General features: G+C 74.4%; 20 protein-coding genes, 2 pseudogenes and 1 CRISPR repeat array. Of the genes and pseudogenes, 14 read left to right on the forward strand and 8 right to left on the reverse strand.

Features of this window, described 5'->3' with window-relative positions; translation table 11 throughout:
* Positions 1–202 precede the first annotated feature (202 nt).
* From K7I03_RS21295 to K7I03_RS21310, 4 genes and pseudogenes are all read right to left on the reverse strand, one after another.
* A pseudogene (locus K7I03_RS21295) lies at positions 203–482 on the reverse strand (heavy-metal-associated domain-containing protein).
* 51 nt (positions 483–533) lie between these two features.
* Positions 534–740, reverse strand: coding sequence for a helix-turn-helix transcriptional regulator (locus K7I03_RS21300; protein ID WP_185946039.1), 207 nt, complete (start codon positions 738–740; stop codon positions 534–536).
* Positions 741–954: 214 nt separating this feature from the next.
* The gene (locus tag K7I03_RS21305) at positions 955–1,986 is read right to left on the reverse strand and encodes a Gfo/Idh/MocA family protein (RefSeq protein ID WP_185946038.1); all 1,032 of its coding nucleotides are present in this window, start codon (positions 1,984–1,986) and stop codon (positions 955–957) included.
* Positions 1,987–2,206: 220 nt separating this feature from the next.
* A complete protein-coding gene (locus K7I03_RS21310; protein WP_185944869.1) occupies positions 2,207–3,100 on the reverse strand; it encodes a sugar phosphate isomerase/epimerase family protein in 894 nt (297 codons plus the stop codon).
* Between the two features lie 172 nt (positions 3,101–3,272).
* Between K7I03_RS21310 and iolC the strand changes: the two genes are divergently transcribed.
* From iolC to K7I03_RS21335, 5 genes are all read left to right on the forward strand, one after another.
* Positions 3,273–4,334: a 5-dehydro-2-deoxygluconokinase gene (gene iolC / locus K7I03_RS21315; protein WP_185944870.1), complete on the forward strand. Its 1,062-nt coding sequence runs from the start codon at positions 3,273–3,275 to the stop codon at positions 4,332–4,334.
* Positions 4,331–5,230 carry a Cgl0159 family (beta/alpha)8-fold protein gene (locus K7I03_RS21320; protein WP_185944871.1) on the forward strand — a complete coding sequence of 300 codons (900 nt, stop codon included), beginning with the start codon at positions 4,331–4,333 and terminating at the stop codon, positions 5,228–5,230. The genes iolC and K7I03_RS21320 overlap by 4 nt, the downstream gene beginning before the upstream one ends.
* Positions 5,231–5,617: 387 nt before the next feature.
* The gene (iolB, locus tag K7I03_RS21325) at positions 5,618–6,493 is read left to right on the forward strand and encodes a 5-deoxy-glucuronate isomerase (protein WP_185944872.1); all 876 of its coding nucleotides are present in this window, start codon (positions 5,618–5,620) and stop codon (positions 6,491–6,493) included.
* The gene (gene iolD, locus K7I03_RS21330; RefSeq protein WP_185944873.1) at positions 6,490–8,373 is read left to right on the forward strand and encodes a 3D-(3,5/4)-trihydroxycyclohexane-1,2-dione acylhydrolase (decyclizing); all 1,884 of its coding nucleotides are present in this window, start codon (positions 6,490–6,492) and stop codon (positions 8,371–8,373) included. The genes iolB and iolD overlap by 4 nt, the downstream gene beginning before the upstream one ends.
* 56 nt (positions 8,374–8,429) lie before the next feature.
* The gene (locus K7I03_RS21335; RefSeq protein ID WP_185944874.1) at positions 8,430–9,935 is read left to right on the forward strand and encodes a CoA-acylating methylmalonate-semialdehyde dehydrogenase; all 1,506 of its coding nucleotides are present in this window, start codon (positions 8,430–8,432) and stop codon (positions 9,933–9,935) included.
* Between the two features lie 63 nt (positions 9,936–9,998).
* On the opposite strand, the gene K7I03_RS21340 is transcribed toward K7I03_RS21335, so the two are convergent.
* Positions 9,999–10,700 (reverse strand): esterase/lipase family protein, encoded by a 702-nt coding sequence (locus K7I03_RS21340; protein WP_185944875.1) that lies wholly within the window; start codon positions 10,698–10,700, stop codon positions 9,999–10,001.
* 377 nt (positions 10,701–11,077) lie between these two features.
* On the opposite strand from K7I03_RS21340, the gene K7I03_RS21345 reads away from it, so the two are divergent.
* The 3 genes from K7I03_RS21345 to K7I03_RS21355 all read left to right on the forward strand — a co-directional run bounded on the left by K7I03_RS21345 (position 11,078) and on the right by K7I03_RS21355 (position 15,068).
* Positions 11,078–11,539, forward strand: a complete 462-nt coding sequence (locus K7I03_RS21345; RefSeq protein ID WP_224347140.1) for a helix-turn-helix transcriptional regulator — start codon at positions 11,078–11,080, stop codon at positions 11,537–11,539.
* 115 nt (positions 11,540–11,654) lie between these two features.
* Positions 11,655–12,869, forward strand: a complete 1,215-nt coding sequence (locus K7I03_RS21350; protein ID WP_185944876.1) for a PucR family transcriptional regulator — start codon at positions 11,655–11,657, stop codon at positions 12,867–12,869.
* Positions 12,870–12,944: 75 nt separating this feature from the next.
* The gene (locus tag K7I03_RS21355; RefSeq protein ID WP_185944877.1) at positions 12,945–15,068 is read left to right on the forward strand and encodes an FUSC family protein; all 2,124 of its coding nucleotides are present in this window, start codon (positions 12,945–12,947) and stop codon (positions 15,066–15,068) included.
* A gap of 928 nt (positions 15,069–15,996) precedes the next feature.
* Here K7I03_RS21355 and K7I03_RS21360 read toward each other — a convergent pair.
* Complete coding sequence (locus K7I03_RS21360; RefSeq protein WP_185944878.1) at positions 15,997–16,986, reverse strand: threonine/serine dehydratase; 990 nt, start codon at positions 16,984–16,986, stop codon at positions 15,997–15,999.
* A 190-nt stretch (positions 16,987–17,176) separates the two neighbouring features.
* The gene (locus K7I03_RS21365; RefSeq protein ID WP_185944879.1) at positions 17,177–17,854 is read right to left on the reverse strand and encodes a TetR/AcrR family transcriptional regulator; all 678 of its coding nucleotides are present in this window, start codon (positions 17,852–17,854) and stop codon (positions 17,177–17,179) included.
* Positions 17,855–17,973: 119 nt separating this feature from the next.
* Between K7I03_RS21365 and K7I03_RS34365 the strand changes: the two are divergent.
* Positions 17,974–18,511, forward strand: a pseudogene (locus K7I03_RS34365) (PH domain-containing protein).
* Between the two features lie 254 nt (positions 18,512–18,765).
* Positions 18,766–20,259, forward strand: coding sequence for a PH domain-containing protein (locus K7I03_RS21375; RefSeq protein WP_185944973.1), 1,494 nt, complete (start codon positions 18,766–18,768; stop codon positions 20,257–20,259).
* A gap of 55 nt (positions 20,260–20,314) precedes the next feature.
* On the opposite strand, the gene K7I03_RS34085 is transcribed toward K7I03_RS21375, so the two are convergent.
* Positions 20,315–20,755: a GNAT family N-acetyltransferase gene (locus K7I03_RS34085; RefSeq protein WP_185944881.1), complete on the reverse strand. Its 441-nt coding sequence runs from the start codon at positions 20,753–20,755 to the stop codon at positions 20,315–20,317.
* Here K7I03_RS34085 and K7I03_RS21385 point away from each other — a divergent pair.
* The 4 genes from K7I03_RS21385 (at position 20,727) to K7I03_RS21400 (ending at position 25,919) form a co-directional block, all read left to right on the forward strand.
* Positions 20,727–21,077: a VOC family protein gene (locus K7I03_RS21385; RefSeq protein ID WP_185944882.1), complete on the forward strand. Its 351-nt coding sequence runs from the start codon at positions 20,727–20,729 to the stop codon at positions 21,075–21,077. The genes K7I03_RS34085 and K7I03_RS21385 overlap by 29 nt on opposite strands.
* Before the next feature lie 134 nt (positions 21,078–21,211).
* Complete coding sequence (locus tag K7I03_RS21390; RefSeq protein WP_185944883.1) at positions 21,212–23,122, forward strand: sigma-70 family RNA polymerase sigma factor; 1,911 nt, start codon at positions 21,212–21,214, stop codon at positions 23,120–23,122.
* A 550-nt stretch (positions 23,123–23,672) separates the two neighbouring features.
* Positions 23,673–24,047: a hypothetical protein gene (locus K7I03_RS21395; protein ID WP_224347141.1), complete on the forward strand. Its 375-nt coding sequence runs from the start codon at positions 23,673–23,675 to the stop codon at positions 24,045–24,047.
* A 170-nt stretch (positions 24,048–24,217) separates the two neighbouring features.
* A CRISPR array of direct repeats spans positions 24,218–24,491; the repeat unit is 30 nt; unit sequence GGGACCACCCCCGCGCACGCGGGGACCACA.
* A gap of 177 nt (positions 24,492–24,668) precedes the next feature.
* Positions 24,669–25,919: an MFS transporter gene (locus K7I03_RS21400; RefSeq protein WP_185944885.1), complete on the forward strand. Its 1,251-nt coding sequence runs from the start codon at positions 24,669–24,671 to the stop codon at positions 25,917–25,919.
* Positions 25,920–25,943 lie beyond the last annotated feature (24 nt).

Below are 25,943 nucleotides of genomic sequence, written 5' to 3' on the forward strand. Positions count from 1 at the left end.
GCCACGCGTGGCCGGCCCGTCCCCCAAGACGATCCAGCACTGCCTGGTTAGACCAATCCATGCACGGAATGGTTACCCCGGAATTGCTGTGATCTAGGTCTCTTGTTTTGGTGCGGTGTTGGTGGCGGCAAAGGGGGCGGAAAAGGGCAAGGGCCCTGAACGGAAATCAGGGCCCTTGTCGTGATCTGCTCAAGAAGGTGGATCAGGCGCGGCCGACCAGCTCGTACCCCGCCTCGTCCACGGCGGCCCGGACGGCCTCGTCGTCCAACGGGCCTTCCGAGACCACGGTGACCCGGCCGGCGGACGCCTCGGCCTTGACGGAGGTCACCCCGTCGAGCGCGGAGAGCTCGCTGCCGACCGCGCTCTCGCAGTGGCCGCAGGTCATGCCGGTCACCTGGTAGACGGTGGTGGTCCCGGCGGTCGTTCCGTGCGTCATGCTGTGCTCCTCGGTGAAGTGGACCGGTTGGCGACTGCGCCGCCATCGTACCCCCCCGGGGTATGGCGCCAGGCTTTGGGACGGGCTCCGGGGCGGTTCACCCCCGGCGCGCCCGCCGGGCCCGGTTGCCGGGGCGTTCGGCGACCCACAGCCGGATGGTGTCGGCGAACCAGTACGGCTTCCCGTCCTCGGTGAGGTCGGGCGACGGCAGCAGACCGTGCTTGCGGTAGGACCGCACCGTATCGGTCTGCACCCCGATGTGTGCGGCGATCTCTTTGTAGGACCAGAGTCGACGGTCGGTCATCTCTCGCGCCTCTCCCTTGCGCCGCGGCCACGGAGGGGGTTCCGTCGGGGGGTCCGCGACGCTGCCGTTCTCGATCACGCAGCCTTGCCCGGGGAGCGGCCCGGGCGAGCCGGGCGGGCAGGGCTGTGGAACGGCTGTCGAGGAAGACTGACCGGGCCGTGACGCTCGTAACCCGGTGGCGACGTGGTGTTCGGGCGGCCGCGCGTCCGTACGGTCAGCCGAGCCCGGCCGCCGCGGCCGCCTCGGCCGGTCCCACCGGCCGGTTCTCCCGGCGGGACAGCTCGCACGCCTCGGCGATCAGCAGGGCGTTCAGGCCCTCACGGCCGGGGCACGGGCTGTCCAGCGCGCCGCGCACGGCGCGCACGAAGGCGTCCAGCTCGGCGCGGTACGCGCTCTCGAAGCGTTCCAGGAACCCGGGCCAGGGGCGCTCCGGGGCCCCCGGACCGGCCGGCTCGGCGGAGGTGAGCGGCGTCCGGGCGTCCAGGCCCACCGCCCACTGGTCGCGGTCCCCGCACAGCTCCGTACGGACGTCGTAGCCCGCGCCGTTGTAGCGGGTGGCCGTGGCCGACACCAGCGTGCCGTCGTCCAGGGTGAGCAGCGCGCAGGCGGTGTCCACGTCACCGTGCTCCCGGAAGGCCGGCGCGCCCGCGTCCGACCCCCGGGCGTACACCTCCGTCACCTCCCGTCCCGTCAGCCACCGGACGGTGTCGAAGTCGTGCACCATGCAGTCGCGGAACAGGCCGCCGGAGAGGGGCAGGAACTCCGCCGGCGGCGGGGCCGGGTCGGACGTCACGGCCCGGATCGTGTGCACCCGGCCGAGCCGGCCGGCGCGCAGCGCCTCGCGGGCGGCGCGGTAACCGGCGTCGAAGCGGCGCTGGAAGCCGATCTGGAGCAGGGTGCCCGCCCGTTCGGCCTCGGCCAGGGCGCGGACCGTGCCCGGGAGGTCGACGGCGATCGGTTTCTCGCAGAAGGCGGGGAGGCCGGCGTGGGCGGCTCGGGTGATCAGGTCGGCGTGGGCGGCGGTGGCCGTGGCGATGAGGACGGCGTCCACGCCGCCCGCCGCGAACGCTTCCTCGGGCGAGTCGAGGGCCTTCGCGCCGACCCGCGCGGCGAGGGCGGCGGCGCGGGCCGGATCCGCGTCGGCGATGAGGAGGTCGGTGACGCCTTCGAGGTGGCGGGTCAGGGTGGCGGCGTGGAAGGCGCCGATGCGGCCTGCGCCCAGGAGGGCGATGCGGAGGTTTCTCATGCGGTGGTCCTTGTGGGTGGGTGGGGTGCCCCGGTCCCTCCCTTTCACCGTTTCCTGGGGCTGCGCCCCAGACCCGCTTGTCGCGGCTTCGCCGCTCGTCCTCAAACGCCGGACGGGCTGAACAGCCCGTCCCCGGGGGTGCGGGGGCTCGCCCCCGCAAGAAACGGTGAAATGGGGGTGCCCCCTCTGGGGGAGGGACCGGGGCTCAGACACCGCGGCGCTACGCGCCGCACGAGCGCAGGAAGGCTCGCGTCCGGCGCGCGATGGGAAGCGGCGCATCCGGCGCGCACGGATACATGTCCTGTTCGACGATGGCGAAGAGGTCGACGCCGAGCCGGGAAGCCGCCGCCAGGACGGGCGGAAGCGCCGGCACCCCGCCAGGGGGCTCGCACATCACCCCCTGCCGCACCGCCGGCCCGAACGCCGTCCCCCGCGCGACGACGTCGGCGAGCACGTCGGGATCCACCTGCTTCAGATGGAGGTAGCCGATCCGCTCCCCGTACGTCTCGATGAGCCGGACGCTGTCGCCGCCGCAGTAGGCGTAGTGCCCGGTGTCCAGGCATAGCCGCACCAGCTCCGGGTCGGTCGCGTCGAGGAAGCGGGCGACGTGTTCCTCGGTGTCGATGTGCGTGTCGGCGTGTGGATGGACGGCGATCTCCAGCCCGTACGCGTCGCGGACCTCGCGGGCGAGCCGTTCCGTGCCGGCGGCGAGCAGGCGCCACTGGTGGGGCGTCAGTTCGGGGTCCTCCAGGCGTTCGGCGGTGCGGTCGTCGCGCCAGAAGGACGGGATGACGACGAGGTGGCGGGCTCCGGTGTCGCGGGCCAGGGCGGCGACCCGGGAGACCTGTTCCCATGTCGCGTCCCAGACGGCCGGGCCGCGGTGCAGGGCGGTGAAGACCGTTCCGGCCGAGACGCTCAGGCCGCGCCGGGCGGTCTCGTCGCGCAGCCGGGCGGGGTCGGTGGGGAGGTAGCCGTACGGGCCGAGCTCGATCCAGCGGTAGCCCGCGTCGGCGACCTCGTCCAGGAAGCGGTGCCAGGGTACCTGCGCGGGATCGTCGGCGAACCAGACGCCCCAGGAGTCGGGCGCCGAACCGACGCGGATCCGGTCGAGCATGCGGCTCTCCTCCCAGCGGGCGGTGGGGATGTCCGTAGCTTCCTGGGCCGGTGAGAGGGTGTCAAGGCTTCGACAGGACATACGGACGTCACGTCAAGCCGCCCACGCAGGACGTCAATATGTAAGGACAAATCCTTGACAGTGTTCGGCGGCCGCGGTTACACCTGACCCCATGAGCGAGCCGGACGGACCGCAGATCCCCCACGCCTACGACCTGATCGCCATGGGCCGGCTCGGCGTGGACCTCTATCCGCTCCGGGCCGGCGTTCCGCTGGCGGAGGTGGACGCCTTCGGGAAGTTCCTCGGCGGCTCGGCGGCCAACGTCGCCGTCGCCGCCGCCCGGCTGGGCCGCCGCACGGCCCTGATCAGCCGTACCGGCGCCGATCCCTTCGGCGCCTACCTGCACACCGAACTCCGCGGCTTCGGCGTCGACGACCGCTGGGTGACGCCCGTCCCCGCCTACCCGACCCCCCTCACCTTCTGCGAGATCTTCCCGCCCGACGACTTCCCCCTCTACTTCTACCGCCGCCCCAAGGCGCCCGACCTGGAGATCCGGCCCGAGGAACTGGACCTGGCGGCGGTCCGCGCCGCCCGCATCCTCTGGGTCACCGGCACGGGCCTGTGCGAGGAGCCCAGCCGGTCCGCGACCCTCGCCGCGCTCGCGGCCCGCGAGCGGCGCGGCCACACCGTCGTCGACCTCGACTGGCGGCCGCTGTTCTGGGGCGGCGAGGGCGGCGCCTCCGGCGCGGGCGGCCGGACGGGCGCCGCCGCGGCCGCCGCCGCGCGCCCGCACTACGCGGCGGCCCTGCGGCACGCGACCGTCGCCGTCGGCAACCTCGACGAGTGCGAGGTCGCCACCGGCGAACGCGAACCCGAGGCCGCCGCACGGGCGTTGCTCGCCGCGGGCGTCGAACTCGCCGTAGTGAAGCGGGGGCCCGACGGCGTCCTCGCCCTGCACCGCGACGGCACCCGCGCCGAGGTGCCGCCCGTCCCGGTCGAGGTCCTCAACGGCCTCGGCGCGGGCGACGCGTTCGGCGGCGCCCTCTGCCACGGCCTCCTCGCCGGCCGCCCCCTGACGGACGTCCTCCGCTTCGCCAATGCCGCCGGAGCCCTCGTCGCGTCCCGGCTCGCCTGCTCGTCGGCGATGCCGCGGCCGGATGAGGTGGAGGAGTTGCTGGCGTCCCACCGGTCCGGAGCTTCCCGCCCCACGCCGCGAGGGGACGAACGGCCGTGACCCCGCCCGTGCGCATCTCCGACCTCACCACCGTGCGCAGCCGCCACCCCGAGGCCATCGCCGAGGCCGCCGCGCGCCGCCCGCGCCGCCCGCTGCTCGGGCCGTCCGGCCGGCTGCTGGTCGTCGCCGCCGACCACACCGCCCGCGGCGCCCTGTCCGCCGGCGGCCGTCGCCTCGCCATGGCCGACCGCGCCGACCTGCTGGAACGTCTCTGCGTCGCGCTCTCCCGGCCGGGCGTGGACGGCGTGCTCGCCAGCTCCGACATCCTCGACGACCTGCTGCTGCTCGGCGCCCTGGACGGCAAGGTCGTCATGGGGTCCATGAACCGCGGCGGCCTCTTCGGCGCCTCCTTCGAACTCGACGACCGCTTCACCGGCCCCAGCGCCGAGGACCTCGCCCGGCGCGGCTTCGACGCCGGGAAGCTGCTGCTCCGCATCGACCCGGACGACCCCGGCTCGCTGCGCACCCTGGAGTCCGCCGCCCGGGCCGTCGACGGGATGGCCGCACACCGGCTGCCGGTCTTCGTCGAACCGTTCCTGTGCCGCCGCGACGCCGGCGGCCCGCTCCACACCGACCTCACCGCCGAGGCCGTCACCACCTCCCTCACCATCGCCTCCGGCCTCGGCGCCACCTCCGCCTACACCTGGCTCAAGGTCCCCGTCACCGACGACGCCGACGCCATGGCCGACGTGCTGCGGGCCACCACCCTCCCCGTCGTCCTCCTCGGCGGCGACGCGGGCGCCCGCCCCGACGACGCCGAGCGGGCGTACGAACGGTGGGGCGCGGTGCTGCGGTTGCCCGGGGTGCGGGGGATGGTGGCGGGACGGGCGTTGCTCTATCCGCCGGACGGGGATGTGGCGAAGGCGGTGGACCGGGTGGCGGAGTTGGTGCGGTGAGGACCCAGCCCGTCCGGCGTTTGAGGACGCGCGCCGCAGGCGCGCTCGGGGGGTGCGGGGGCGCAGCCCCCGCAAGAAACGGGAAGGGGCGGGGCGGGGACACCCACCCCCGAGGTGGCCACACCGAGAAGGGAACCGCAGCGGCGCCGGGCGGCAGGCCGCCCCGCGTCCCGCGCACGTCCCACGACCTCCGGGAGGCGTACGGCGCGCGGCGCGCGGGTGCGCTGCCCGGTGGCCGACGACAGCGCGGACCCCGCGCCCCTCGCCCCACGCGCGTCCCGCCGCGCGGCCGGGGGGAAGGAAGAACGGAGACCGAGAACGCCGAATCGATCCCGCCCCGCCTCCGTCCTGTCCGCGCCACCCCGACGACCGCAGGAGCCAGCCCCCATGACCCATCTCCCCGCCGGCAGCGCCGCCCGCGGTCCCTACTCCCTGGACGTCGACCCCGCCCGCGCCGGCTGGGACCGCTCCTCGCTGCGGATCCTCAGCCTCCCGCCCGGCGGCACCCACGCCTTCGCCACCGCCGACAGCGAGTGGATCGTGCTGCCGCTCGCGGGCGGCTGTACGGTCCGCGTCCTCGACGGCGGGACGTTCACCCTCCACGGGCGGGACAGCGTGTTCACCGCCGTCACCGACTTCGCGTACGTCCCGCGGGACGCGCGCGTCACCGTCACGGCGCCCGCCGGCGGGCGGTTCGCGCTCGCCGGGGCGCGGTGCGAGCACCGCTTCCCGGCCCGGTACGGGCCCGCCCCGGCCGTTCCCGTCGAACTGCGCGGCGCGGGCGGCTGTTCGCGGCAGGTCAACAACTTTGCGGCGGCGGACGTGTTCGCCTGTGACCGGCTGATCGCCGTCGAGGTCCTCACCCCCAGCGGCAACTGGTCCTCGTACCCGCCGCACAAGCACGACGAGGACCGGCCGGGGGAGGAGTCCCGGCTGGAGGAGATCTACTACTTCGAGATCGCCCCGGGCCCCGGCGGCGAACCCGGGCTCGGCTACCAGCGGGTGTCGCCCTCCCGCGCCGGGGGAACCGATGTCCTCGCGGAGGTCCGCACCGGCGACGCGGTGCTGATCCCCGACGGCTGGCACGGCCCGTCCGTCGCCGCGCCCGGCCACCCCCTGTACTACCTCAACGTCATGGCGGGCCCCGGCCCCCGGGAGTGGCTGATCCGCGACCACCCCGACCACGCCTGGATCCGCGCCACCTGGTCCCGGCGGCCGGCCGACCCCCGGCTGCCGTTCTACTCCGCGGGAGACGCCCGATGAAGACTTCAGGGACCCGGCGGCTGACCGTCGCCCAGGCCCTGGTGGAGTTCCTGGCCCACCAGTACACCGAACGGGACGGCGAGCGCCGCCGCCTGATCGCCGCCTGCTGGGGCATCTTCGGGCACGGCAACGTCGCCGGCGTCGGGCAGGCGCTGCTGGAGACCGGCCGCGAGCGCATGCCGTTCCATCAGGGGCGCAACGAACAGGCCATGGTCCACGCGGCCGTCGGCTACGCCCGGACCGCCGGCCGGCTGTCCACGCACGCCGTCACCACCTCCATCGGCCCGGGCGCCACCAACCTCGTCACCGGCGCCGCCCTCGCCACCGTCAACCACCTGCCCGTCCTCCTGCTCCCCGGCGACACGTTCGCGACCCGGCCCGCCGACCCCGTCCTCCAGCAGCTCGAACACCCGGGCGCCGGGGACGTGTCCGTCAACGACTGCCTGCGGCCGGTGTCGCGCTGGTTCGACCGGATCACGCGTCCCGAGGCGCTGGTCCCGGCCGCGCTCCAGGCGATGCGGGTGCTCGCGGACCCGGTGGAGACGGGCGCGGTGACCCTCGCCCTGCCGCAGGACGTGCAGGCGGAGGCGTACGACTGGCCGGAGGAGTTCTTCGCCGACCGCGTCTGGCACGTCCGCCGCCCGGCCCCCGACCCGGCGGCCGTGGCGGAGGCGGCGGCCGTCGTCCGCTCGGCCCGCCGGCCGCTGCTGGTCTGCGGCGGCGGGGTCCGGCACAGCGGCGCGGAGGCGGCGCTGCGTTCGCTGTCCGAGGCCACCGGCATCCCGATGGCCTTCACCCAGTCGGGCAAGGGCGCCGTGCACCACGCGACGCGCACCGACGTCGGCGGGATCGGGCACACGGGGACGGCCGTCGCCGACGCGCTGGCCCGGACGGCGGACGTGGTCGTCGGCGTCGGCACCCGCTACACGGACTTCACCACCGCCTCGTCCACCCTCTTCGCCGCCCCCGGCGTCCGCTTCGTCAACCTCAACCTCTCCTCCGCCGACGCCCACAAGCTCGCCGGCCTCGCCGTGGCGGCCGACGCGCGGGCGGGCGTGGAGGCGCTGGCGGGGGCGCTCGACGGCTACCGGGTGCCGGAGGCGTACGCGCGGGAGTACGCCGAGGGGCGGGCGGCCTGGGACCGGGAGGTGGAACGGGCCTTCGCGCCGCACGCCGACCCGTCCGCCCGCCCCACGCAGGCGCAGGTCCTCGGCGCGCTCGACCGCCTCGCCGACGGGTCCGACGTGCTCGTCAACGCGGCCGGCTCGCTCCCCGGTGACCTGCACAAGCTGTGGCGTTCGCGCGGCGGCGACTACCACGTCGAGTACGGCTACTCCTGCATGGGCTACGAGATCCCGGCCGCGATCGGCGTCCGGCTGGCGGGCCGTGGCCCGGTGTGGGCGCTGGTGGGCGACGGCACGTACCTGATGATGCCGACGGAGCTGGTGACGGCGGTGCAGGAGGGGCTGGACATCAAGGTGGTGATCCTCCAGAACCACGGCTACGCGTCGATCGGGGGCCTGTCGGAGGCGGTGGGCGCCGAGGGGTTCGGCACGGCGTACCGGCGGTTGGCGCCCGACGGCACGTACACCGGCGACCCGCTCCCGGTCGACCTCGCCGCCAACGCCGCCTCCCTCGGCCTCGACGTCCTCCGCGTCCGGACCGCCGGCGAGCTGCCGGAGGCGCTGGCGGCGGCGCGGGCGGCGACGCGGCCCACATGTGTCCACGTGGAGACCGCGACGCCCGACAGTGTGCCGGGCGCGCCGCCCGCCCAGGCGTGGTGGGATGTGCCCGTCGCCCGCACCGCGACCCGCCCGGCCGCCGTGCGGGCCCGGGAGGAGTACGAGCGGGGGGCCGCGGGGCGCCGCCGCCATCTGTGAGGCGGGTTCGCCAAGCCCGTTGAGGGACGCCCGAAGACGAAGAAGGGGACGTGGAGATGACGTCGGAAACGAAGACCGTCGGCCACTGGATCGGCGGCCGTGCCGTCGAGGGCGCGTCGGGCGCGTACGGGCCGGTCACCGACCCGGCGACGGGCGAGGTGACCACCCGGGTGGCGCTGGCGTCGGCGGAGGAGGTGGACGCCGCGGTGGCGGCGGCGAAGGACGCGTACGCCTCGTGGGGGACGTCCTCGCTCGCCACCCGCACGTCCGTCCTCTTCGCCTACCGCGCGCTGCTCGACGCGCGCCGCGAGGACCTGGCCCGGCTGATCACCGCCGAGCACGGCAAGGTGCACGCCGACGCGCTGGGCGAGGTCGCGCGCGGTCTGGAGATCGTCGAGCTGGCCTGCGGCATCACCACCCAGCTCAAGGGCGAGCTGTCCACCCAGGTGTCCAGCCGGGTGGACGTCGCCGCGATCCGGCAGCCGCTGGGGGTGGTGGCGGGCATCACGCCGTTCAACTTCCCGGCGATGGTGCCGATGTGGATGTTCCCGCTGGCCATCGCGTGCGGGAACACGTTCGTGCTCAAGCCGAGCGAGAAGGACCCGTCGGCGGCGCTGCTGCTGGCCGAACTGGCCGCGGAGGCAGGGCTTCCGGAGGGCGTCCTCAACGTCGTCAACGGCGACCGGGTGGCGGTGGAGCGGCTGCTGGAGCACCCGGACGTCGCCGCCGTCTCGTTCGTCGGCTCGACCCCGATCGCCCGGCACATCCACGCCACCGCGTCCGCGCACGGCAAGCGCGTCCAGGCGCTCGGCGGCGCCAAGAACCACATGCTCGTCCTGCCCGACGCCGACCTGGACGCCGCCGCGGACGCCGCCGTGTCGGCCGCGTACGGCTCGGCGGGGGAGCGCTGCATGGCCGTCTCGGCGGTGGTGGCGGTCGGCGACACGGGCGACGCGCTGGTCGCGAAGATCCGCGACCGCGCCGAGAAGATCAAGATCGGGCCCGGTTCCGACCCCGCGTCCGAGATGGGCCCCCTGATCACCGCCGAGCACCGCGACCGCGTCGCCTCGTACGTGACGGGCGCGGCGGCGCAGGGCGCGGAGGTCGTCCTCGACGGCACCGGCTTCACGGTCGACGGGTACGAGAAGGGCCACTGGATCGGCCTGTCGCTGCTCGACAAGGTGTCGCCGGAGTCGGACGCCTACCGCGACGAGATCTTCGGCCCGGTGCTGTGCGTGCTGCGCGCGGAGACGTACGAGGAGGGGGTGGCCCTGATCAACGCCTCCCCCTGGGGCAACGGCACCGCCGTCTTCACCCGCGACGGCGGCGCGGCCCGCCGCTTCCAACTGGAGGTGCAGGCGGGGATGGTGGGTGTGAACGTGCCGATCCCCGTGCCGGTGGGCTACCACTCGTTCGGCGGCTGGAAGGACTCCCTGTTCGGGGACCACCACATCTACGGGAACGACGGCGTCCACTTCTATACGCGGGGCAAGGTCGTGACGACGCGCTGGCCGGACCCGGAGGACGGCGGGGTGGACCTGGGGTTCCCGAGCCACAAGTAGGTTCCCGGAGGCCGGCCCGCACCCGCGGGGTGCGGGGCCGGCCTCGGGGAACCGCGCGCGGTCTCACTCCCCCTTCGTGAAGGCGGCCACCTGGGACAGCACGCCGCCGTCCGTGAGGAACGCGACGTGGTTGACGCAGGGGACCAGCGTGTTCTCCGCGCCACTCAGCCGGGTGCTGAAGAACGGGCTGATGACGCCGTCACAGGGCGAGTACCAGGTCCGGTACCGGGTGTCGCCGGGCGTCTCGTCGCCGGAGGCCAGTCTCTTGAGGAAGGCCGAACCCGGTTTCATCTCCTGGCAGGACGGCGACATGACGGTGCACAGCGCCGCGACGTCCGTGCCGTGGTGGGCGCCGGCGAGCGAGGCGAGGTGGCCGACGCTCGACGAGCCGCCGAGCTCCTTGACGTACCACATGGAGACCATGCCGCCCATGGAGTGGTTCACGATGTCGACCTTCGGCGCCCCGGTGTCCTTCTTCACCTTCTCGACGAAGGCGGCCAGGCCGCGGGCGCTGGTCTCGTTGGACGTGTTGTAGTCGTAGACGAAGCCGAAGAGCTCGTCGCTCCGGTAGCCGCTGGCGAGGAACGCGGCCTTCGCCGGCGCCCAGACGGGGTCCGACCCCAGGTAGCCGTGGACGAAGACGACCGGCGCCCGGTGCGCGGCCGGCTGGGCGGCCGTGGCCGTGCCCCCGGCCACGAGGGAAACGGCCGCGGTGGCCGTCGCGGTGGCCGCCGCGACGAACGTGCCGACGATCCTGCGCTTCATGTGCGTACCTCCGAGGGTGGGACCGGCGCCGGAGCGGCGGGTGCCGACGGCGGCCGGGACGTCCGACTGCGGGGAGCATGCGGTCGCGGTGGGTGTCCGCGCATCGGTGAAACCACCGGTGTTCCGACGGGTTGTCGCCACGGACAAAGCGTGCCGCCGTGGAACCGGACGGCCGGACAACAGCGGTCCACGGGCGCGTCGCCGACCCCCTCACCACCAGGGGCCTCGGCGCCCGGGGCCGCCGGGCCGGGCGGGCCGCGTCGCCGGGCGCGCGTGCCGCTCCCCTGTCGAAGAGGCTGACCGGCCGGTAACTTCCTCGCTGCCCGGGCGCGGAGCCGCCGTCCGCCCGGACCCGTCGGCACCAGGAGGGACGAACCGTGCGCGATCCCGTACAGCGACTGCACCTGCGCTGCTCAGCCGTCCTCGCACGGGCGGCGGACCGGGCGGAGGACGGCGCCGCCCGCGCCGCCCGGCTGTCGGCCGCGGCCGGTCACGCCCGGCGCGTCGGGCTGACGCGCCGGGCGGCGCAGCTGGAGGCCCGGGCGGCCGCTCTTGAGGTTCGGGAGGTGGCTCTTGAGGTTGGGGAGGCGGCCGCCGTCGCCCCGGGCCCGCTGTCCGCGCTGACGCCGCAGCAGCTGCGGGTGGCGCGGCACGTCGCCGAGGGCCTCACCAACCGCGAGGTCGCCGCCGTCCTCGCCCTCAGCCACCGCACCGTCGACCACCACCTGCGGAACGTCTTCGCGGCGCTGGGCATCCGCTCACGCGTCCAGCTGGTGCACGCGCTGATCCCTCAGGCCCCGGCCGGCCGACGCGCGGCGCTGACGAGCCCCGACTCGTAGGCGCTGATCACCAGTTGTGCGCGGCGATGGCGGAAGAACGCGCCTGGTACGCCGGACAGTCCACGGCCCGCCGCCTTGTCCCCGCGCACAGCGAACCCCGCAGTACGCTGCGCGGATGGACCGGCCGGCGCCGAGCGCGGAGATCGTCCCGGTGGCGCGAGCCCTGCTGGAGCGGGTCTCCGCCCTGGGCGGGCTGCTGGCGCGCCGGGTGCGGGCCGAGGTCGAGTCGTACGGTGACGAACACCTGCTTCCCGACGCGCCGTTGTACCGGTCGTGCGTGGAGAACCTCCGGCTTCCGCTGCTGTGCCTGGCGGGCCGGGCCGGGCCAGCGGACCTGTCGTCGGCGCGGGAGACCGGACGGGAACGGGCCCTCCAGGACGTGCCGCTGGCCGGTACGCTGCACGCCTTCCGGATCGGCTTCGAGCTGCTGTGGGCGGAGCTGGCCGCCGAGGCCCGCCGGGCGCACGACATCACCAGTGACACGCTGCTGACTCTGTCGTCGGAGGTCTGGAGGCTGGCTGGCGCGTATTCCGACGCGATGGCCGCGGCGTACCGGGAGACGGCCGCGGAGCTCGCGGCCCAGCGGGAGCACGAGCGGTCGGCCCTGGTGGAGGCGCTGCTGACGGGCGCGATCACCGACCGGAGCACGATGTGGGAGGCGGCCCGCGCGCTGGGGCTGCCGGGCAGCGGGCCGTTCATCGTCGTGGCCGCCGACGTCCCCGCGCCGGGCCGTTCGGCGCTGCCCCGGATCGAGGCGACGCTGCGGGCCGGCCGGGTGCCGTCCGCCTGGCGGCTGCTGCCGGGGCAGCGGATCGGGGTGATGTCGGTGCTGCCGCCGGACGTCCGGTCCGCGGCGCTGGCGATCCTGGCGCGGAGCGAGGCGCGCGTGGGCGTCAGCCCGCCGTACGACTCGCTGCGGGACACCCCGCAGGCCCTGCGGTACGCGCGGCTGGCGCTGGCCGCGCTGCCCAGGGCCGGGGCCGGGGTCGTCCACTTCGACGACGATCCGCTCGCGATGCTGGTCGCGGCGGCGCCGGCGGAGGCCGGGCACATCGCGAGGACGGTGTTCGACGAGGTGCTGGCCCTGCCGGCGGACGAGCGCGAGCGGCTCCTCGACACGCTGGAACGGTGGTTCGCGGCGGGCGGGTCGGCGGCGGAGACCGGGCGCCGGCTGTACTGCCACCCGAACACGGTGCGCTACCGGCTGCGCAGGCTGGAGGAGCTGACCGGCCGGTCGCTCCAGGATCCGCGCGCGGTCGTCGACTTGGGCGCCGCGCTGCGGGCCCTGCGGGTGCTGCCGGAGGAGGCGCTGGGCGGCGGGGGGAGCTGAGGCTGCCGAGTGGGAGCGGACGCGCCCCCGGAACCCGCCCTTCCGAATTCTCCGCCGGAACGTAAGCTCAAGATCATGCCCTGGTTGAGCGCCCTCAAGGACACGGCCCGCGCCGGCCTGACGATCGAGCGGGCGGCCCCGGAACCCCTCCTGGCCGTCCGCAGCACGGCGGGTGTGGCGATCGTCATGGCCCTCATGCTCACCTTCGGCAGCCCCGCCCTCGCCGTCTCCTCCGCGTTCGGCGCCTTCGCCGCCGGCCTCGCGACGTTCCAGCGCAGCTGGCGGCCGCGGCCGGTGCTGGCGCTGGGGGTGGCGGTCGGGCTGGCCGCCAGCACGTTCCTGGGCTACCTGGCGGCCTACAGCCACGTCCTGTTCCTCCTGCTGCTGGCCGCCTGGACGCTGCTGGCGGGGATGGCGTGGGCGGTCGGGCCGGTGTCGGGGCTGGTGGCCACGCAGACGGTCGCGGTGATGCTGATCACCGTCACCCTGCCGACGTCCGTCGCCGGGGCGGCCGAGCACGCCGGGCTGATCGCCGTCGGCGGCCTGGTGCAGGCGCTGCTCATCGTGGTGTTCCCGATCAGACCGTGGGGGCGCCAACGGGACGCGCTCGCCGACGCGCTGGCCGCCGAGGCGGACTACGCGCGCCGGCTGCGGCACGACCCGGTGGCGCACTTCGATCCGCAGCCGCTGATGGAGGCGCGCAGCGCCGCCGCGGTCACGCCGCGTCAGGCCCGCAACCGCCCGCGCCAGCTCGGCGGTCCGCGCGGGCTCGCGGAACGACTCCGTCCGGTGCTGGCGGCGCTCGCCGACCCGGTCGTCGGCGCGCCGCCCGAGGGCCCGGAACGCGACCGCGTCCGCGACCTGCTGGGCGCCGCCGCGACCGTCCTCGACGCGGTCGCCCGCTCGGTCCGCCGGGGCGGCCCCGTCCGGCTGCCGCCCGAGGCGCTGGACGTGCTCCGGGTGCCGGAGTCCGGCCCGATACTCACGGGCGCGGCGCGCCGTTCCGCCTACCGGCTGATCGCCCTGCTCGGCGACGCGGTCGAGGGCAGCGACGAGCCGGTCCGGCAGGCGCGCCGCGCGACGGACACCCCGCCCGCGGACCGCCCGCCGGAGCCGTACCGCCACCTCCTCCGCCCGACCGTCCAGCGGCTGATCCCGCTCGCCGTCCGGGCGGTACGGCGGGAGGCGCGCTGGTCGTCGCCGATCGGCCGGCACGCGGTCCGCGTGTCGGCGGTGGCGAGCGTCGGGTACGTGGTGGGCACGGCGCTGCCGTGGGGACACGGCTACTGGGCCCCCATGGCCTCCGTGATGATCATGCGCCCGGACTTCGCGCAGACATACTCGCGGGGCGTGGCCCGCTTCGTCGGCACGGTGGTGGGCGTCCTGGCGGGCGCGGCCGTCACGGCCCTGCTCCACCCCGGCGTGTACGTGTGCGCGGCGCTGGCGGTGATCTGCGTCGGCCTGCTGTACCTGTTCACGGGGACGGGTTACATCGTGGCGTCGGCGTGTGTCGGCGGGTATGTGGTGTTCCTGCTGGGGGTGGTGGGGGAAGGGTGGTCGCAGACCGTCCAGGCGCGCGTGGCCCTGACGCTGCTGGGCGGGCTGCTGGCGATGGCGGCGTACGCCCTGTTCCCCGTCTGGGAGACCCGCCGCCTCCGCGACCGCCTCGCCGAATGGCTGCGCGCCAACGGCGAGTACACCCTCGCCGTCCTCACCGCCCACGCGGAACCGGCCGGCCGCAGTCCCCGCCACGTCCGCGAGGCGCTGCTGGACGCGCGGGCGGCGAGACGCGAATGGGAGGACACCGCCGAACGCGCCCAGAAGGAACCCGTCCGCCACCGCGGCCTCTCCCGCAGCGCCGAACGGGCGGCGGAATCCGCCCTGGCGACGATGGGCCGCGTCACCATGCTCATGGAAGCCCACTTGCCGGAGCCGGACGCTCCACCGTCCCCGGGCGCGGCGGCTTTCGCGGCAACGCTGCGCGAGCTGCTGCCGGACGCGGTCGAGGCGCTGCGTGAACGCCGGCCGCTGGACTGGACGCCGCTGAGGCTACGGGCGGCGGCTTGGGCGGCGACGGAGGGCGATACGGGGGTCACGGTGCGGGGAGCTGAGCTTCTGACGGACGCCCTGGACGAGCTCGCGGCTGCGCTGTCGCCGGGGCCGGGCGGGAGGAACCGGGCGGCTCGGAGGGCGGGGTGAGGGTGCCCTTCGGCGTTTGGTGGGGACGACTCTTGTCGTGCCGGATCCCCTGGGACGGCCGGGACAACGACGTCCCGGCCGGCGGCCGAGCCGAGGGGCAAGGCGCGGGGATCACCCCCGCGTCGCGGGGAGCACGAGGACAGCGTCGCGGAGCACATGCGGGAGGCGGGGCCACCCCCGCGTAGGCGGGGACCACTTACGGGCCGGCACTGTCTGCCACCTGGAAACAGGACCACCCTCGCGTGCGCGGGGACCGCCTCGACTACGTCCAATACCTGCTCGCGCGCGACGGACCACCCACGCATGCGCGAGGACCGCAGGCCAGCCGAGTTCGCGTGAGCGCGCCGTCAGGGACCACACCGGTGCGCGCGGGGACCACAAGAGGCGGAAGACGGAGTATGAGGACGACGCGGGGCCACCCCCGCGTGCGCGGGGACCACACCGCCCTTCCCCTGCGCTGCGTCCGCCGCGAGGGACCACCCCCGCGTGCGCGGGGACCACCACTACGCCGCCGCCCATGCCGGGTTGATCGGGGGACCACCCCCGCATGCGCGGGGACCACTCCTGGGCGGCCTGCGGGTCGACCGGCTGCCCGGGACCACCCCCGCATGCGCGGGGACCACCACCGGATCGGGCACGAACGGGTCACGCAGGCGGGACCACCCCCGCATGCGCGGGGACCACTACACCGGCCAGGGCCGGACCGGCTTCCGGATGGGACCACCCCCGCATGCGCGGGGACCGCAGGAGCCGACCTGCGGTTTCATCTGTGAGAGGCGGCGTTTTTACCCGCTTTCGCGGGAACCGGCAAAGCGGATGTGCCGGACATCGGCTCCCCCCCTTCGTCCGGCGGCAGTTGTCCTGCCGCCGCGCGCCTTCCACGGACACTGCGGCGGCCCGCCCGCTGGGCAACTGCCCCAGCCGACAGTCAACTCGCCGGACCAGTGAGCGTAGCGGGATCCGTGTTGGCGCCGCACAGGACCACGCACACCTTCTCGCCCGCACGCGGCCGGTATCCGTAAGAGGCGGAGTCCGCCTCTCCAGCCGTGAGTGCCGCCAGCGCCGTTGCCCCGCCGTGTTCCACGGCGATGCGGCGTTCGTCCCACAATCCCTGCCGGGCGCGCACGATTTCGCTGTCCGGGACCAGGACGGAGTGCACGTCCCCCTGCTGCGCCACCCGCAGGGCCAGGGCGGACGCGCGCCGGGCGCCGAGGGAGTCGGCGGCGACGGAGTCGATCGGGACGTCGACCGGCTGCCCGGCGGCGAGAGCGGCGTTGAGGGCGCGGGAGTGCTCCGGTTCCACGGCGACCGTGCGGACGCCGTGCCGCCGGGCCGCGGTGGCGACTCCGGCGAACAGGCCGCCGCCGCCCACCGCCACGACCACGGTGTCCAGGTCCGGGATCCGGCGGTGGATCTCGTCCAGCAGGGTGCCGGCCCCGGCGGCGATCAGCGGGTGGTCGTAGGCGTGCGAGGCGAGCGCCCCGGTCGTCCCCGCGAACTCCGCGCAGGCGGAAGCCGCTTCGGCGTACTCGTCGCCGACCAGCCGCACCTCGGCCCCGTACCCCCGCAGCCTGGCGACCTTCACCGCCGGCGCGGTGGCGGGCAGGAAGACCGTGGCGCGCACGCCCTGCCGCCGGGCGGCCCAGGCGCAGGCCAGACCGGCGTTGCCACCGGAGGCGATGGTGACCCCGGCGTCGGGGAGGGAGTCGTTGTCGAGGTGCGCCTGGAGGAAGTTGAGGGCGCCTCGGGCCTTGAACGAGCCGGTGTGCTGCATGAACTCCAGCGCCAGCCACAGCTCGTACGGCTGTCCGGTCGGGTCGGTCGCCTCGGGATCCGTCGGTGCCAGGGCGACCGGGCGGACGTGCCCGGCGATCCGGCGGCCGGCGGACTCGATGTCGCCGTAGGTGAGTCGGTGCACTTCGTCACTCCCGGGTGGTTCGGTCGGACCATTCTGTCCCGGGAACGGATCGAACGGCTCGGACGGTCCGACCGGCCGGGAGCCGGCAGCGGGCCCCGGCCGCGTACGCGAAGGGGGCGCGGGGCACCCCCGCGGAAACGGTGAAAGGGAGGGTCCGGGGCATCACCACCACCGCAACCCACAGTGAAGCTCACCGCACGAACAACCGCCCCAAATGCCGGTCCACCAACCCCATCGCCTCCTCCGGCGTGATCACCTCCATCAACGCGGAACTCGTCAACCCGTCCGTCAAAGCGATTAGCAGCATCGCCTCCATGTCCGGATCCAGCCCCGGCACCGCCTCCCCCCGCTCGACGGCCTCCCGGAACTGTTCGGCGAAGAAGGCGCGCAGCTTCGGCTGACCCTCCTTGGCGTGGCGCCGGATGCGCTCGTCGTTGATGGCGCGGACGAAGTAGGCGATGCCGACGAGGAGGCCGGTGCGGGTCTCCTCGTCCAGGGGCAGCATCTCGGCGGCGCACTCGCGCAGGATGGTCCGGGGGGAGGGCCCGTCGGAGGCGGCGGCCCCGGAGTCCGCCCCGGCCCCGGAGCCCGGCCCGGCGGCCCCCGAGCCCGCCCCGCCCCCAGGTCTCCACAGCGCCATGATCCGCTCCCGGATCCGCGCCTCCGCCAGAACAGTGATGTGCTCCAGCGCGAAGACGAGCATCTCGTCCTTGCCGGAGAAGTAGTGCTGCAACTGTCCCAGCGAGATGCCCGCCTCGGCGGCGACGTCGCGCAGGCTGGCGCCCTCCAGCCCTCGCGAGCTCGCGATGCGCCAGAGCGCTTCGGCGATCAGGCGTCGGCGTTCCTCGTGATCCACCCGCTTCGGCACCGCGACGGTCACCTCCGTTTTACAAGTCGGTCGTATTGCCATACCTTACCGATGACGTCGCAATACGACTGACCTGAAACGACTGACCTGGAAAGGTCCCGGGTCCCAGGGGGCATTCCATGCACACCACCGGCACGGCCGGCGACGGCCCACCCGTCACCCTCCGGTCACCCCGCCACCGCGTCGACCCCCGAGCCCGCCGCTGGTGGGCGGTGCAGGCGCTGCTGACCGTCAGCGGTCCGCTGCTCCTGACGGCGGCGACGCTCCTCGTGCTGTCGGTGCTCTTCTTCCCCGGCGCCCTGCCCTGGCTCGTCCCCCTCCTCGCGGTCGTGCTCGTCGCGCCCGCGCTCGGTTACCAGTTCGCCATGCCCGCCTGGCGCTACCGGATCCACGCCTGGGAGGTCGGCGAGACCGCCGTCTACACGGCGAACGGCTGGTTCTGGCAGCGCAGCCGCATCGCACCGCTGTCGCGGGTGCAGACCGTCGACACGTCGGTCGGCCCCCCTCCAACGCCGCTACGGGCTCGCCACCGTCGTCGTCACCACCGCCTCCACGGCAGGCGCCGTGAAGATCGCCGGCCTGGCGGAGGACGACGCCCGGCGGATGGCCGAACACGTCGGCCATGCCGTCCGCTACGTCCGGGAGGACGCGGCGTGAGGCACAACGGAGACCACGGCCCGTGGCGGCAGGAGGACCAGGGCGGTTACGACGGCGGCACGTACGAAGGCGGTACGTCCAACCCCGGCACGCCGGGAACGCCTGGTGCGCCCGATACCTCCACCCCCCATACCTCCAGCCCCGATACCCCCGGCACCCGCACGCCCACCCTCGGCGTACCCGCCCCCGGCGTACCCACCCGAGGCGCACCCGCCCCCGGCGCCCGCACCTCAGGCCGCCACGCCGCCCGCAACATGCCCCCCTCCTCACCCGCCACCACCGACACGTGGCACCGCCCGTCCCCCCGTACCCTCCTGTCCCACTGCTCCTGGCTGGGCGCCCCCCTCGGCTCCTTCATCCTCGCCGTGCTCGCCACCGGAGGCCGCCCCGGCGCCCGCGTATGGATCAGCCTCGCGGTCGTCGCGGTCGTCTTCGCGGCCCTCACCGCCCTCGGCTCCCTCTCCTGGCTCCGCACTCACTACCGCGTCACCGTGGACGCGCTCGAACTCCGCACCGGCCTGCTCACCCGGCGCACCAAGTCCGTCCCCCTGCACCGCGTCCGCAACGTCGACCTCACCGCTCACCCCGTCCAGCGCGCCCTCGGCCTCGTCGTGCTGCGTGCCGGCACCGGCGGGCACGGTCAGGTGTCGCTGGACGCCCTGTCCCGCGCCGACGCGGAACGGCTGCGCGCCGAACTCCTCGCCCGCGCCGGCCGGATGGACGCCGACGACCCCGTCCTGTCCACCGCCGACCCCCGCTGGCTGCGGTACGCGCCGCTCACGTTCTGGGTCTTCGGCGGCGTCCTGGCGGCCGCCGGCGCGGTCTGGCGGGTGCTCGACGGAATGGGCATCGAACCGTGGCGGATCGGCTTCGTCCGGCGGGCGTTCGACGAGTTCGGCAACAGCGCCCTCTGGATCACCGTCCCCCTCCTCATCCTCACCGTCACCGCCCTCGGCACGGTCGGGTCCGTCGTCCTCTACGCCGAGACGTGGTGGCGGTACCGGCTGGAACGGACGGACGCGGACACCCTCCGCGTCCGCCACGGCCTGCTCACCACCCGGTCCGTCTCCATCGAACGCGCCCGCCTGCGCGGCGTCGTCCTCCGCGAACCGCTGCTCCTCCGCACCGGCGGCGGCGCCACCGTACGCGCCGTCGCCGGCGGACTCGGCGACCGCGAGGAGAACCGCAAACGCAGCACCCTCCTCCCGCCCGCCCCCCGCTCCGAGGGCGAACACGTCTGCGCCGGCGTCCTCGGCGAACTCGTGGACACCAGCGGCCTGCGCCCCCACCCGCCGGTCGCCCGGCGCCGTCGCGTCGTCCGCGTCCTGCTGTGGTGCGTCCTGCCGCCGGCCGTCGTCCTCGCCGTCCTCGGCGCCCTGCTGACCCCGGTGCTCCTGTACTGCGCGCTGGGCTGGCTGCTCCTCTCCACCCCGGTGGCCTGCGCCCTCGCCGACGACGCCTACCGCGCCCTCGGCCACGCCCTCCGCGGCCGCTGGCTCGTCATCCGTTCCGGCAGCCTCACCCGTGACACGGTCCTCCTCGACCGCGGCGCGGTCCTCGCCTGGACCTTCACCCGGACCCCGTTCGCCCGCCGCGCCGGCGTCGTCACCGCGACAGCCGCCGTCGCGGCCGGCGAGGAGGCGTACCGCATCCGCGACATGGCGGCCGGGGAGGCGGCGGCGTTCGCGAACGCGGCGACGCCGGGAATGCTGCGGGAGTTCCTGGTTCCGGTGGGGGAGGGGCGGTAGGGGAGCGGGGGAACGCCTCGCCTCGCGGCCCGCATGGCGGCGGTGACCGTTGTGCCTACGACGGGTCGGCCTGACCCGCTGTGGTCAGCGGCTTGAACAAGTGCACGTCCGCATGTCCCCCCGGGATGCCGAGCGTCCGGCCGGTCTCGACGTAGCCGTGGTGCCGGTAGAAGCCGGGAGCCTGGAACGTGAAGGAGGACACGGCGACGCGATCGCAGCCCCGCCGCCGTGCCTCGGCCTCGGCCGCCCGCAGGATCCTGCTGCCCCACCCGTCCGCGCGGCTGTCGCCGCGCACCCACAGGAGCTCGATGCCGCACAGACCGCCCCAGGTCCAGGCGGGCCGGACGCCTCTTGCTCCCCGCTGCCCCCTGTGCGAGGACGGCCGAGCCGTAGTACTTCTGGGGGTTCGGAGAGCCCAGCCCGCCCCACCCCCACCCGCAGCCCCACCCCACCCCCCGGAGTCGTCGATGGCCGTTCGTCGTGTCGTGCCCAACATCCAGTCGGAGTCCGTGCAGGAGAACCGGGAGTTCTACGGCCTGCTGGGCTTCGAGGAGGTCATGAACCACGGCTGGATCATGACACTCGCCTCCCCCTCCAACCCGGCGGCGGCGCAGGTCAGTTTCATGGCCCGTGACAAGACCGCCCCGGTTGCTCCCGATCTGAGTATCGAGGTGGACGACGTGGATGCCGCCTACGCGGCCGTGCGGGACAGCGGCGCCGAGATTGTCCACGTCCTGCAGGACGAGGAGTGGGGCGTACGGCGCTTCTTCGTCCGCGACCCCAACGGCCGGGTGGTCAACGTCCTCGGTCACCGCTGACGCGATCCGCCCGGACGACCCCGCCCGCCGCACCCCCCTCCCCTGTGATGCAAGAATCTTGCAATTTTTGTTATCCGGCCGGGAGCGCTCCGTCTCCCAGGTGTCGGATGCGAACGGAGAGAGGTGCGTGAGGCGTGGGAACCGATAACGCTGCGCTGGTCGAGGCCGCGCGGGCCGGTGACACGGCGGCACAGGACGAACTCGTCGCCGCCTGCCTGCCGCTCGTCTACAACATCGTCGGCCGCGCCCTCAACGGGCACGCGGACGTCGACGATGTCGTGCAGGAGACGATGCTGCGCGTCATCAACGGGCTGGGGGAGCTGCGCGACCCGGCCGGTTTCCGTTCCTGGCTGGTGGCGATCACCACCAACCAGCTGCGCACCCACTGGCGGGAGCGCCGCCCGGAGACCCCCCTCGACGGGCTCCCCGGCACCGGCGCCGACGTCCCCGACCCGGCGGCCGACTTCGTCGCCGTCACCATCGTGCGGCTCGGCCTGGAAGGCCAGCGCAAGGAGGTCGCCGAGGCCACGCGCTGGCTCGACGAGGGCGAGCGCGAGGTGCTCTCCCTGTGGTGGCTGGAGGCCGCGGGCGAACTGACCCGCGCCGAGGTCGCCGCCGCGCTCGGCCTCACGCCGCAGCACACCGCCGTCCGCGTCCAGCGCATCAAGGAGCGGCTCGACACGGCCCGCGGCGTCGTCCGCGCCCTCGGCGCCTCACCTCGCTGCCCGGCGCTCGACGGGCTCGTCGCGACGTGGGACGGCACCCCCTCCGCCCTCTGGCGCAAACGCGTCGCCCGCCACGCGCGCGGGTGCGGCGCCTGCGGCGGGGCCTGGACGTCGCTCGTCCCGGCCGAGGGGCTGCTGGTCGGCTTCGGCCTGGTCCCCGTCGCCGGGGCGCTCCTCGACTGGTGGGGCAGCGCCACCGTGCTGCGGACGGAGGCGGTGGCCGCCGTCCACCCGGGCGGGTACGGGGACGTGCTCGGGCAGGACGCCGGCGGGCACCCCCTCGCCGGGCATGGGCCCGACGCGCCGCAGGCCACTCACGACATCACGAACACCACGCTCCACAGCAATCCGGCGAACCCGGTGAAAACGACGAAAGGCAAGCACGGCGTGACCCACGCGAAGCGGAACAACCCCAGGGCGAAGGCGAAGCACGGCACGAAGGGCAAGCGGGTCGCGATCGGCGCCGCCGCCCTCGCCGTCGTGGCCGGTGGCGCGATCGTCGGGGGGACGGAGTTCTTCTCCGACTCGTCCTCCGGCACCGAGGCGAGCACCCGCGTCACCACCGGCGACGCGGCGGTCCCCCTCGGCGACCGGGCCGCCACCGCCAATGCCTCCCCGAGCGCCCGTCCCTCCGCCTCGGCGAAGGCCACGAAGGACGGCAAGGGCGGCAAGGACGACAAGAAGGAGAAGAAGGGCAAGGACGAGGAGAAGGCGGGGGACAAGGACAAGGCGGGCAAGAAGGGCGAGGAGGGGAAGTCGGCGCAGGAACGTTCCGCCGCCGCTCCCTCCTCATCTTCATCGGACTCCGATGCTGGCTCCGGCTCCGGTTCGGGGAGCGGGTCGGGAGCGCAGGGCCAGGGATCGCGGACGTCCGACTCCGCCCGTACGACCGCCAGGTCGGCCGCCAAGGCCCCCGCCCCCTCCAAGGGGGACGTGGGCGGCTCGCTCCAGCAGCAGGTGACGGCCATCGTCAACGCCGAACGCGCCAAGGCCGGCTGCTCGCCCGTACGCCTCAACTCGCTGCTCACCCAAGCCGCCCAAGGCCACTCAGATGACATGGCCGCCCGCAACTTCTTCGACCACACCAATCCGGACGGCAAGGGCCCCGGCGACCGCATCACCGCCGTCGGCTACCGGTGGAGCACATACGGCGAGAACATCGCGTACGGCCAGCAGACCCCGGCCTCCGTGATGGACACCTGGATGCACAGCTCCGGGCACCGGGCGAACATACTCAACTGCTCGTTCGACGAGATAGGCGTCGGCATCAACAACGCGCCGGGCGGCCCGCGTTGGACGCAGGTCTTCGGGGCGCGGTGAGGCGTTTCGCCACGGCGGGCATCTCCCCGCTCGCGTCCCGAAGCGCTTCAGGGCGCCGGGGTGGGAGCGGGGAGGGAGGGAAGGGGCGACCCGGGGCCCGGTCAACTCCGTGACGTTCGAGCGCTGCTGTTACGGGGAGTGGGACGGGTGGCGCGATGTCGTCCTTCGTTCAGGTGGCGGCCGTCAGGCGGAACGAGTGCGGGCCACCACATCAGGGGGCGCGGAACGCGTTTGAGGTGACGTACGGGGTGCGGGGAGTCGCATCACCAACGGGGGGGCGGGGACAGACTGTTCGTCATACGCCGAGAGGTTCGACGGGCGAGCACGGTTTTCCGGTCGGATGTTTTGACGGGCTGCTGATCGCACCGGTAGTTCTCTGCTGCCTCGGCAGGGGCGGCCTTCCCGGCCGGTGGTCCGTGCCATTCAGCCGACCCCCGGTGGCACGGGCCACGACCGGCCCGGGAACACCGCAGTGCCCCGCCGTGCACACGGCGCCGCTTCCATCTCGGGGGCGGCGTCACCGTCCCCCCTCTCCCAAGGAGATCCGAAGATGTCGATGCGCAACCGTGTGGTTGGCGTGGCGCTGGCCGTGCTGGCCGGTGGCATGGTGCTGGGCCAGGCCGGTACGGCCATGGCGGACGACCACCACGGCCGCCACCACGAGGGCCACGGCCTGGGCTCCCTGCCCGTGGCGATCGTCTCCCCGGCCCCGGGCCAGATCACCAAGGAGCACAAGGTCACCGAGACCTACAAGTACGACCCCAAGGGCGGCTCGTCCAGCTCCTCGTCGTCCTCGGAGGAGCAGCCGCCGCCCCCCCGGCGCCTCCGCCCCCTCCACCCCCGAGCCGGGCCCGGTGACCGCCCTGAAGGACACGGCCAACTCCACGGCCCAGTCCGCCACTTCCGGCGTCTCCAGCACGGCTGACGCGGCGCTGAAGTAGTCGGTCGCGGTGCGGTCGCGGGCACGTGCCGCCCGCGACCGCTCACGGCGCCGCTGCCTGCCTGTTGGCCCGAGGGGCGGGCGGCGGCGCCGACTTGCGGGCCCGGCGCATGCGGGGCCCACGACACGACCTTGGTGTCGCTCGCGCCCGCCGCGGGACCACCCCCGCATACGCGGGGACCACACCACCGTTCAGCGGTCCGTTGGCGCGTACAAGGGACCACCCCCGCGTACGTGGGGACCACGCGATGCCATTCCACACCTTGCGGATGCCGTTGGGACCACCCCCGCGCACGCGGGGACCACACGTCCACCCACGCGTCATCCAAGGCGGCGTCGGGACCACCCCCGCGCACGCGGGGACCACAAGCGCGCCAGCAGCAACCCCGAAGGGCTCGCGGGACCACCCCCGCGCACGCGGGGACCACAGGGCGCCACCTGGTGTTTTAGTCCGGCGGGCCAGGCTTTTTACTCACCTTCTCGGAATCCGGCAAAAACGTCATACCGCCCGACGCGCAGTTCTCGATGAAGTCGGCGACACATCGCCCCCTGCCACCCCCACCCGCACTTGACTCTCACACCGATGTCAGACCTTAGCGTCGCGACATGGCCCCAAGCACTCCACCGGGGGCGGCCCACCACCCAACTCCGGCACCACCAGTCCAGCCCCCCACCAGCCGCCACTCCCGCTCTCACTCCCACCCCCACCCCGCCGCCGTTCTCGCCACCCTCACCGCCTGCGTCTTCCTCATAGGGACCAGCGAGTGGGTCATGGTCGGGCTGCTGCCCGGGCTGGCAGCTGAATTGCGTCAGCCGCTTCCCGCCGTCGGCTCGCTGGTCACCTGGTACGCCCTGGTCGTCACGGTGGCCGGGCCGGTCGTCACCGTCGCCGTGCTGCGGCTGCCCCGGCGCCGGGCGTTGCTCGGGCTGCTCGTCCTGTTCATCGCCGGCAACGCGGCAGCCGCCCTGGCCGGCGGGCTCGGAACGCTCGCCGCCGCCCGCATGGTCACCGCGCTTACGCACAGCACCGCCTTCGCGACCGCCCTGGTCATCGCCGTCTCGACGACAACCACCGCCCATCGCGGCCGGGCGATCGCCGTGGTCGCCGCCGGATGGAACCTCGCCACCGTCCTCGGCGCCCCGCTCGGCACCTGGATCGGGGGCCGGTACGGCTGGCGGGCGACGTTCTGGGGGATCGCCATTCTCAGCGCGCTCGTACTGCTCGCGGTGGCCGCCCTCGTCCGTCCCGCCGACCCCGGGACGCGCCCCGCGCCCCGCGCGGAAGTCCGCGCGCTGCTCGGCCGCGGACCGGCCCGCGTCCTGGCGGCCACCGTTCTCGCGCAGGCCGGCCTCTTCACCGTCCACACCTATATTTCCCCGCTCCTCGGGGACGTGAGCGGCTTCTCCGCGAACGCGGTCACTCTCCTCCTCGCCGCCTTCGGCGTGGGCGCGCTGTTCGGCAACGTCCTGGGCGGCCGGCTCGCCGACCGCGCCCCCGAACACGCCCTCCGCACCACCCTCTTCGTCCTCGCCGCCGTCCTCGCGTCCCTCGCCCTGGCCAGCCACACCCGCCCGACCGCCGCGCTGACCGTGCCCCTCCTCGGGCTGGTCACCGCCGCCCTCATCCCGCTGCTCCAGGAACGCGCCCTCGCCGCCGTCCCCGGAGCGCCCACCCTGATCACCGCCGTCACCGCCTCGGCCTTCAACCTCGGCACGGCCGGCGGCTCAGCACTCGGCGGCCAGGCCCTCGGCTCCGGCCTGGGCCTTCACGACCTCCCTTGGCTCGGCGCGCTCGTCGTCACGGCCGCCGCCACCCTCACAGCCTTCACCCAGCCGATAACGCACCCCACGTCCTGAACCACCCACACACAGAGAGCAGAA

It is taken from the genome of Streptomyces mobaraensis (assembly GCF_020099395.1).
Classification (GTDB): Bacteria; Actinomycetota; Actinomycetes; order Streptomycetales; family Streptomycetaceae; genus Streptomyces.

Bases quoted from the DNA above. Each gene is read 5' to 3' on its own strand.
- K7I03_RS21340 (WP_185944875.1), bottom strand. From the start codon at position 10,700: ATGAAGCGCAGGATCGTCGGCACGTTCGTCGCGGCGGCCACCGCGACG.
- K7I03_RS21385 (WP_185944882.1), top strand. From the start codon at position 20,727: ATGGCCGTTCGTCGTGTCGTGCCCAACATCCAGTCGGAGTCCGTGCAG.
- K7I03_RS21375 (WP_185944973.1), top strand. From the start codon at position 18,766: ATGCCCCCCTCCTCACCCGCCACCACCGACACGTGGCACCGCCCGTCC.
- K7I03_RS34085 (WP_185944881.1), bottom strand. From the start codon at position 20,755: ATGTTGGGCACGACACGACGAACGGCCATCGACGACTCCGGGGGGTGG.
- iolC (WP_185944870.1), top strand. From the start codon at position 3,273: ATGAGCGAGCCGGACGGACCGCAGATCCCCCACGCCTACGACCTGATC.
- K7I03_RS21395 (WP_224347141.1), top strand. From the start codon at position 23,673: ATGTCGATGCGCAACCGTGTGGTTGGCGTGGCGCTGGCCGTGCTGGCC.
- K7I03_RS21400 (WP_185944885.1), top strand. From the start codon at position 24,669: ATGGCCCCAAGCACTCCACCGGGGGCGGCCCACCACCCAACTCCGGCA.
- K7I03_RS21310 (WP_185944869.1), bottom strand. From the start codon at position 3,100: ATGCTCGACCGGATCCGCGTCGGTTCGGCGCCCGACTCCTGGGGCGTC.
- iolB (WP_185944872.1), top strand. From the start codon at position 5,618: ATGACCCATCTCCCCGCCGGCAGCGCCGCCCGCGGTCCCTACTCCCTG.
- K7I03_RS21355 (WP_185944877.1), top strand. From the start codon at position 12,945: ATGCCCTGGTTGAGCGCCCTCAAGGACACGGCCCGCGCCGGCCTGACG.
- K7I03_RS21350 (WP_185944876.1), top strand. From the start codon at position 11,655: ATGGACCGGCCGGCGCCGAGCGCGGAGATCGTCCCGGTGGCGCGAGCC.
- K7I03_RS21335 (WP_185944874.1), top strand. From the start codon at position 8,430: ATGACGTCGGAAACGAAGACCGTCGGCCACTGGATCGGCGGCCGTGCC.
- iolD (WP_185944873.1), top strand. From the start codon at position 6,490: ATGAAGACTTCAGGGACCCGGCGGCTGACCGTCGCCCAGGCCCTGGTG.
- K7I03_RS21305 (WP_185946038.1), bottom strand. From the start codon at position 1,986: ATGAGAAACCTCCGCATCGCCCTCCTGGGCGCAGGCCGCATCGGCGCC.
- K7I03_RS21300 (WP_185946039.1), bottom strand. From the start codon at position 740: ATGACCGACCGTCGACTCTGGTCCTACAAAGAGATCGCCGCACACATC.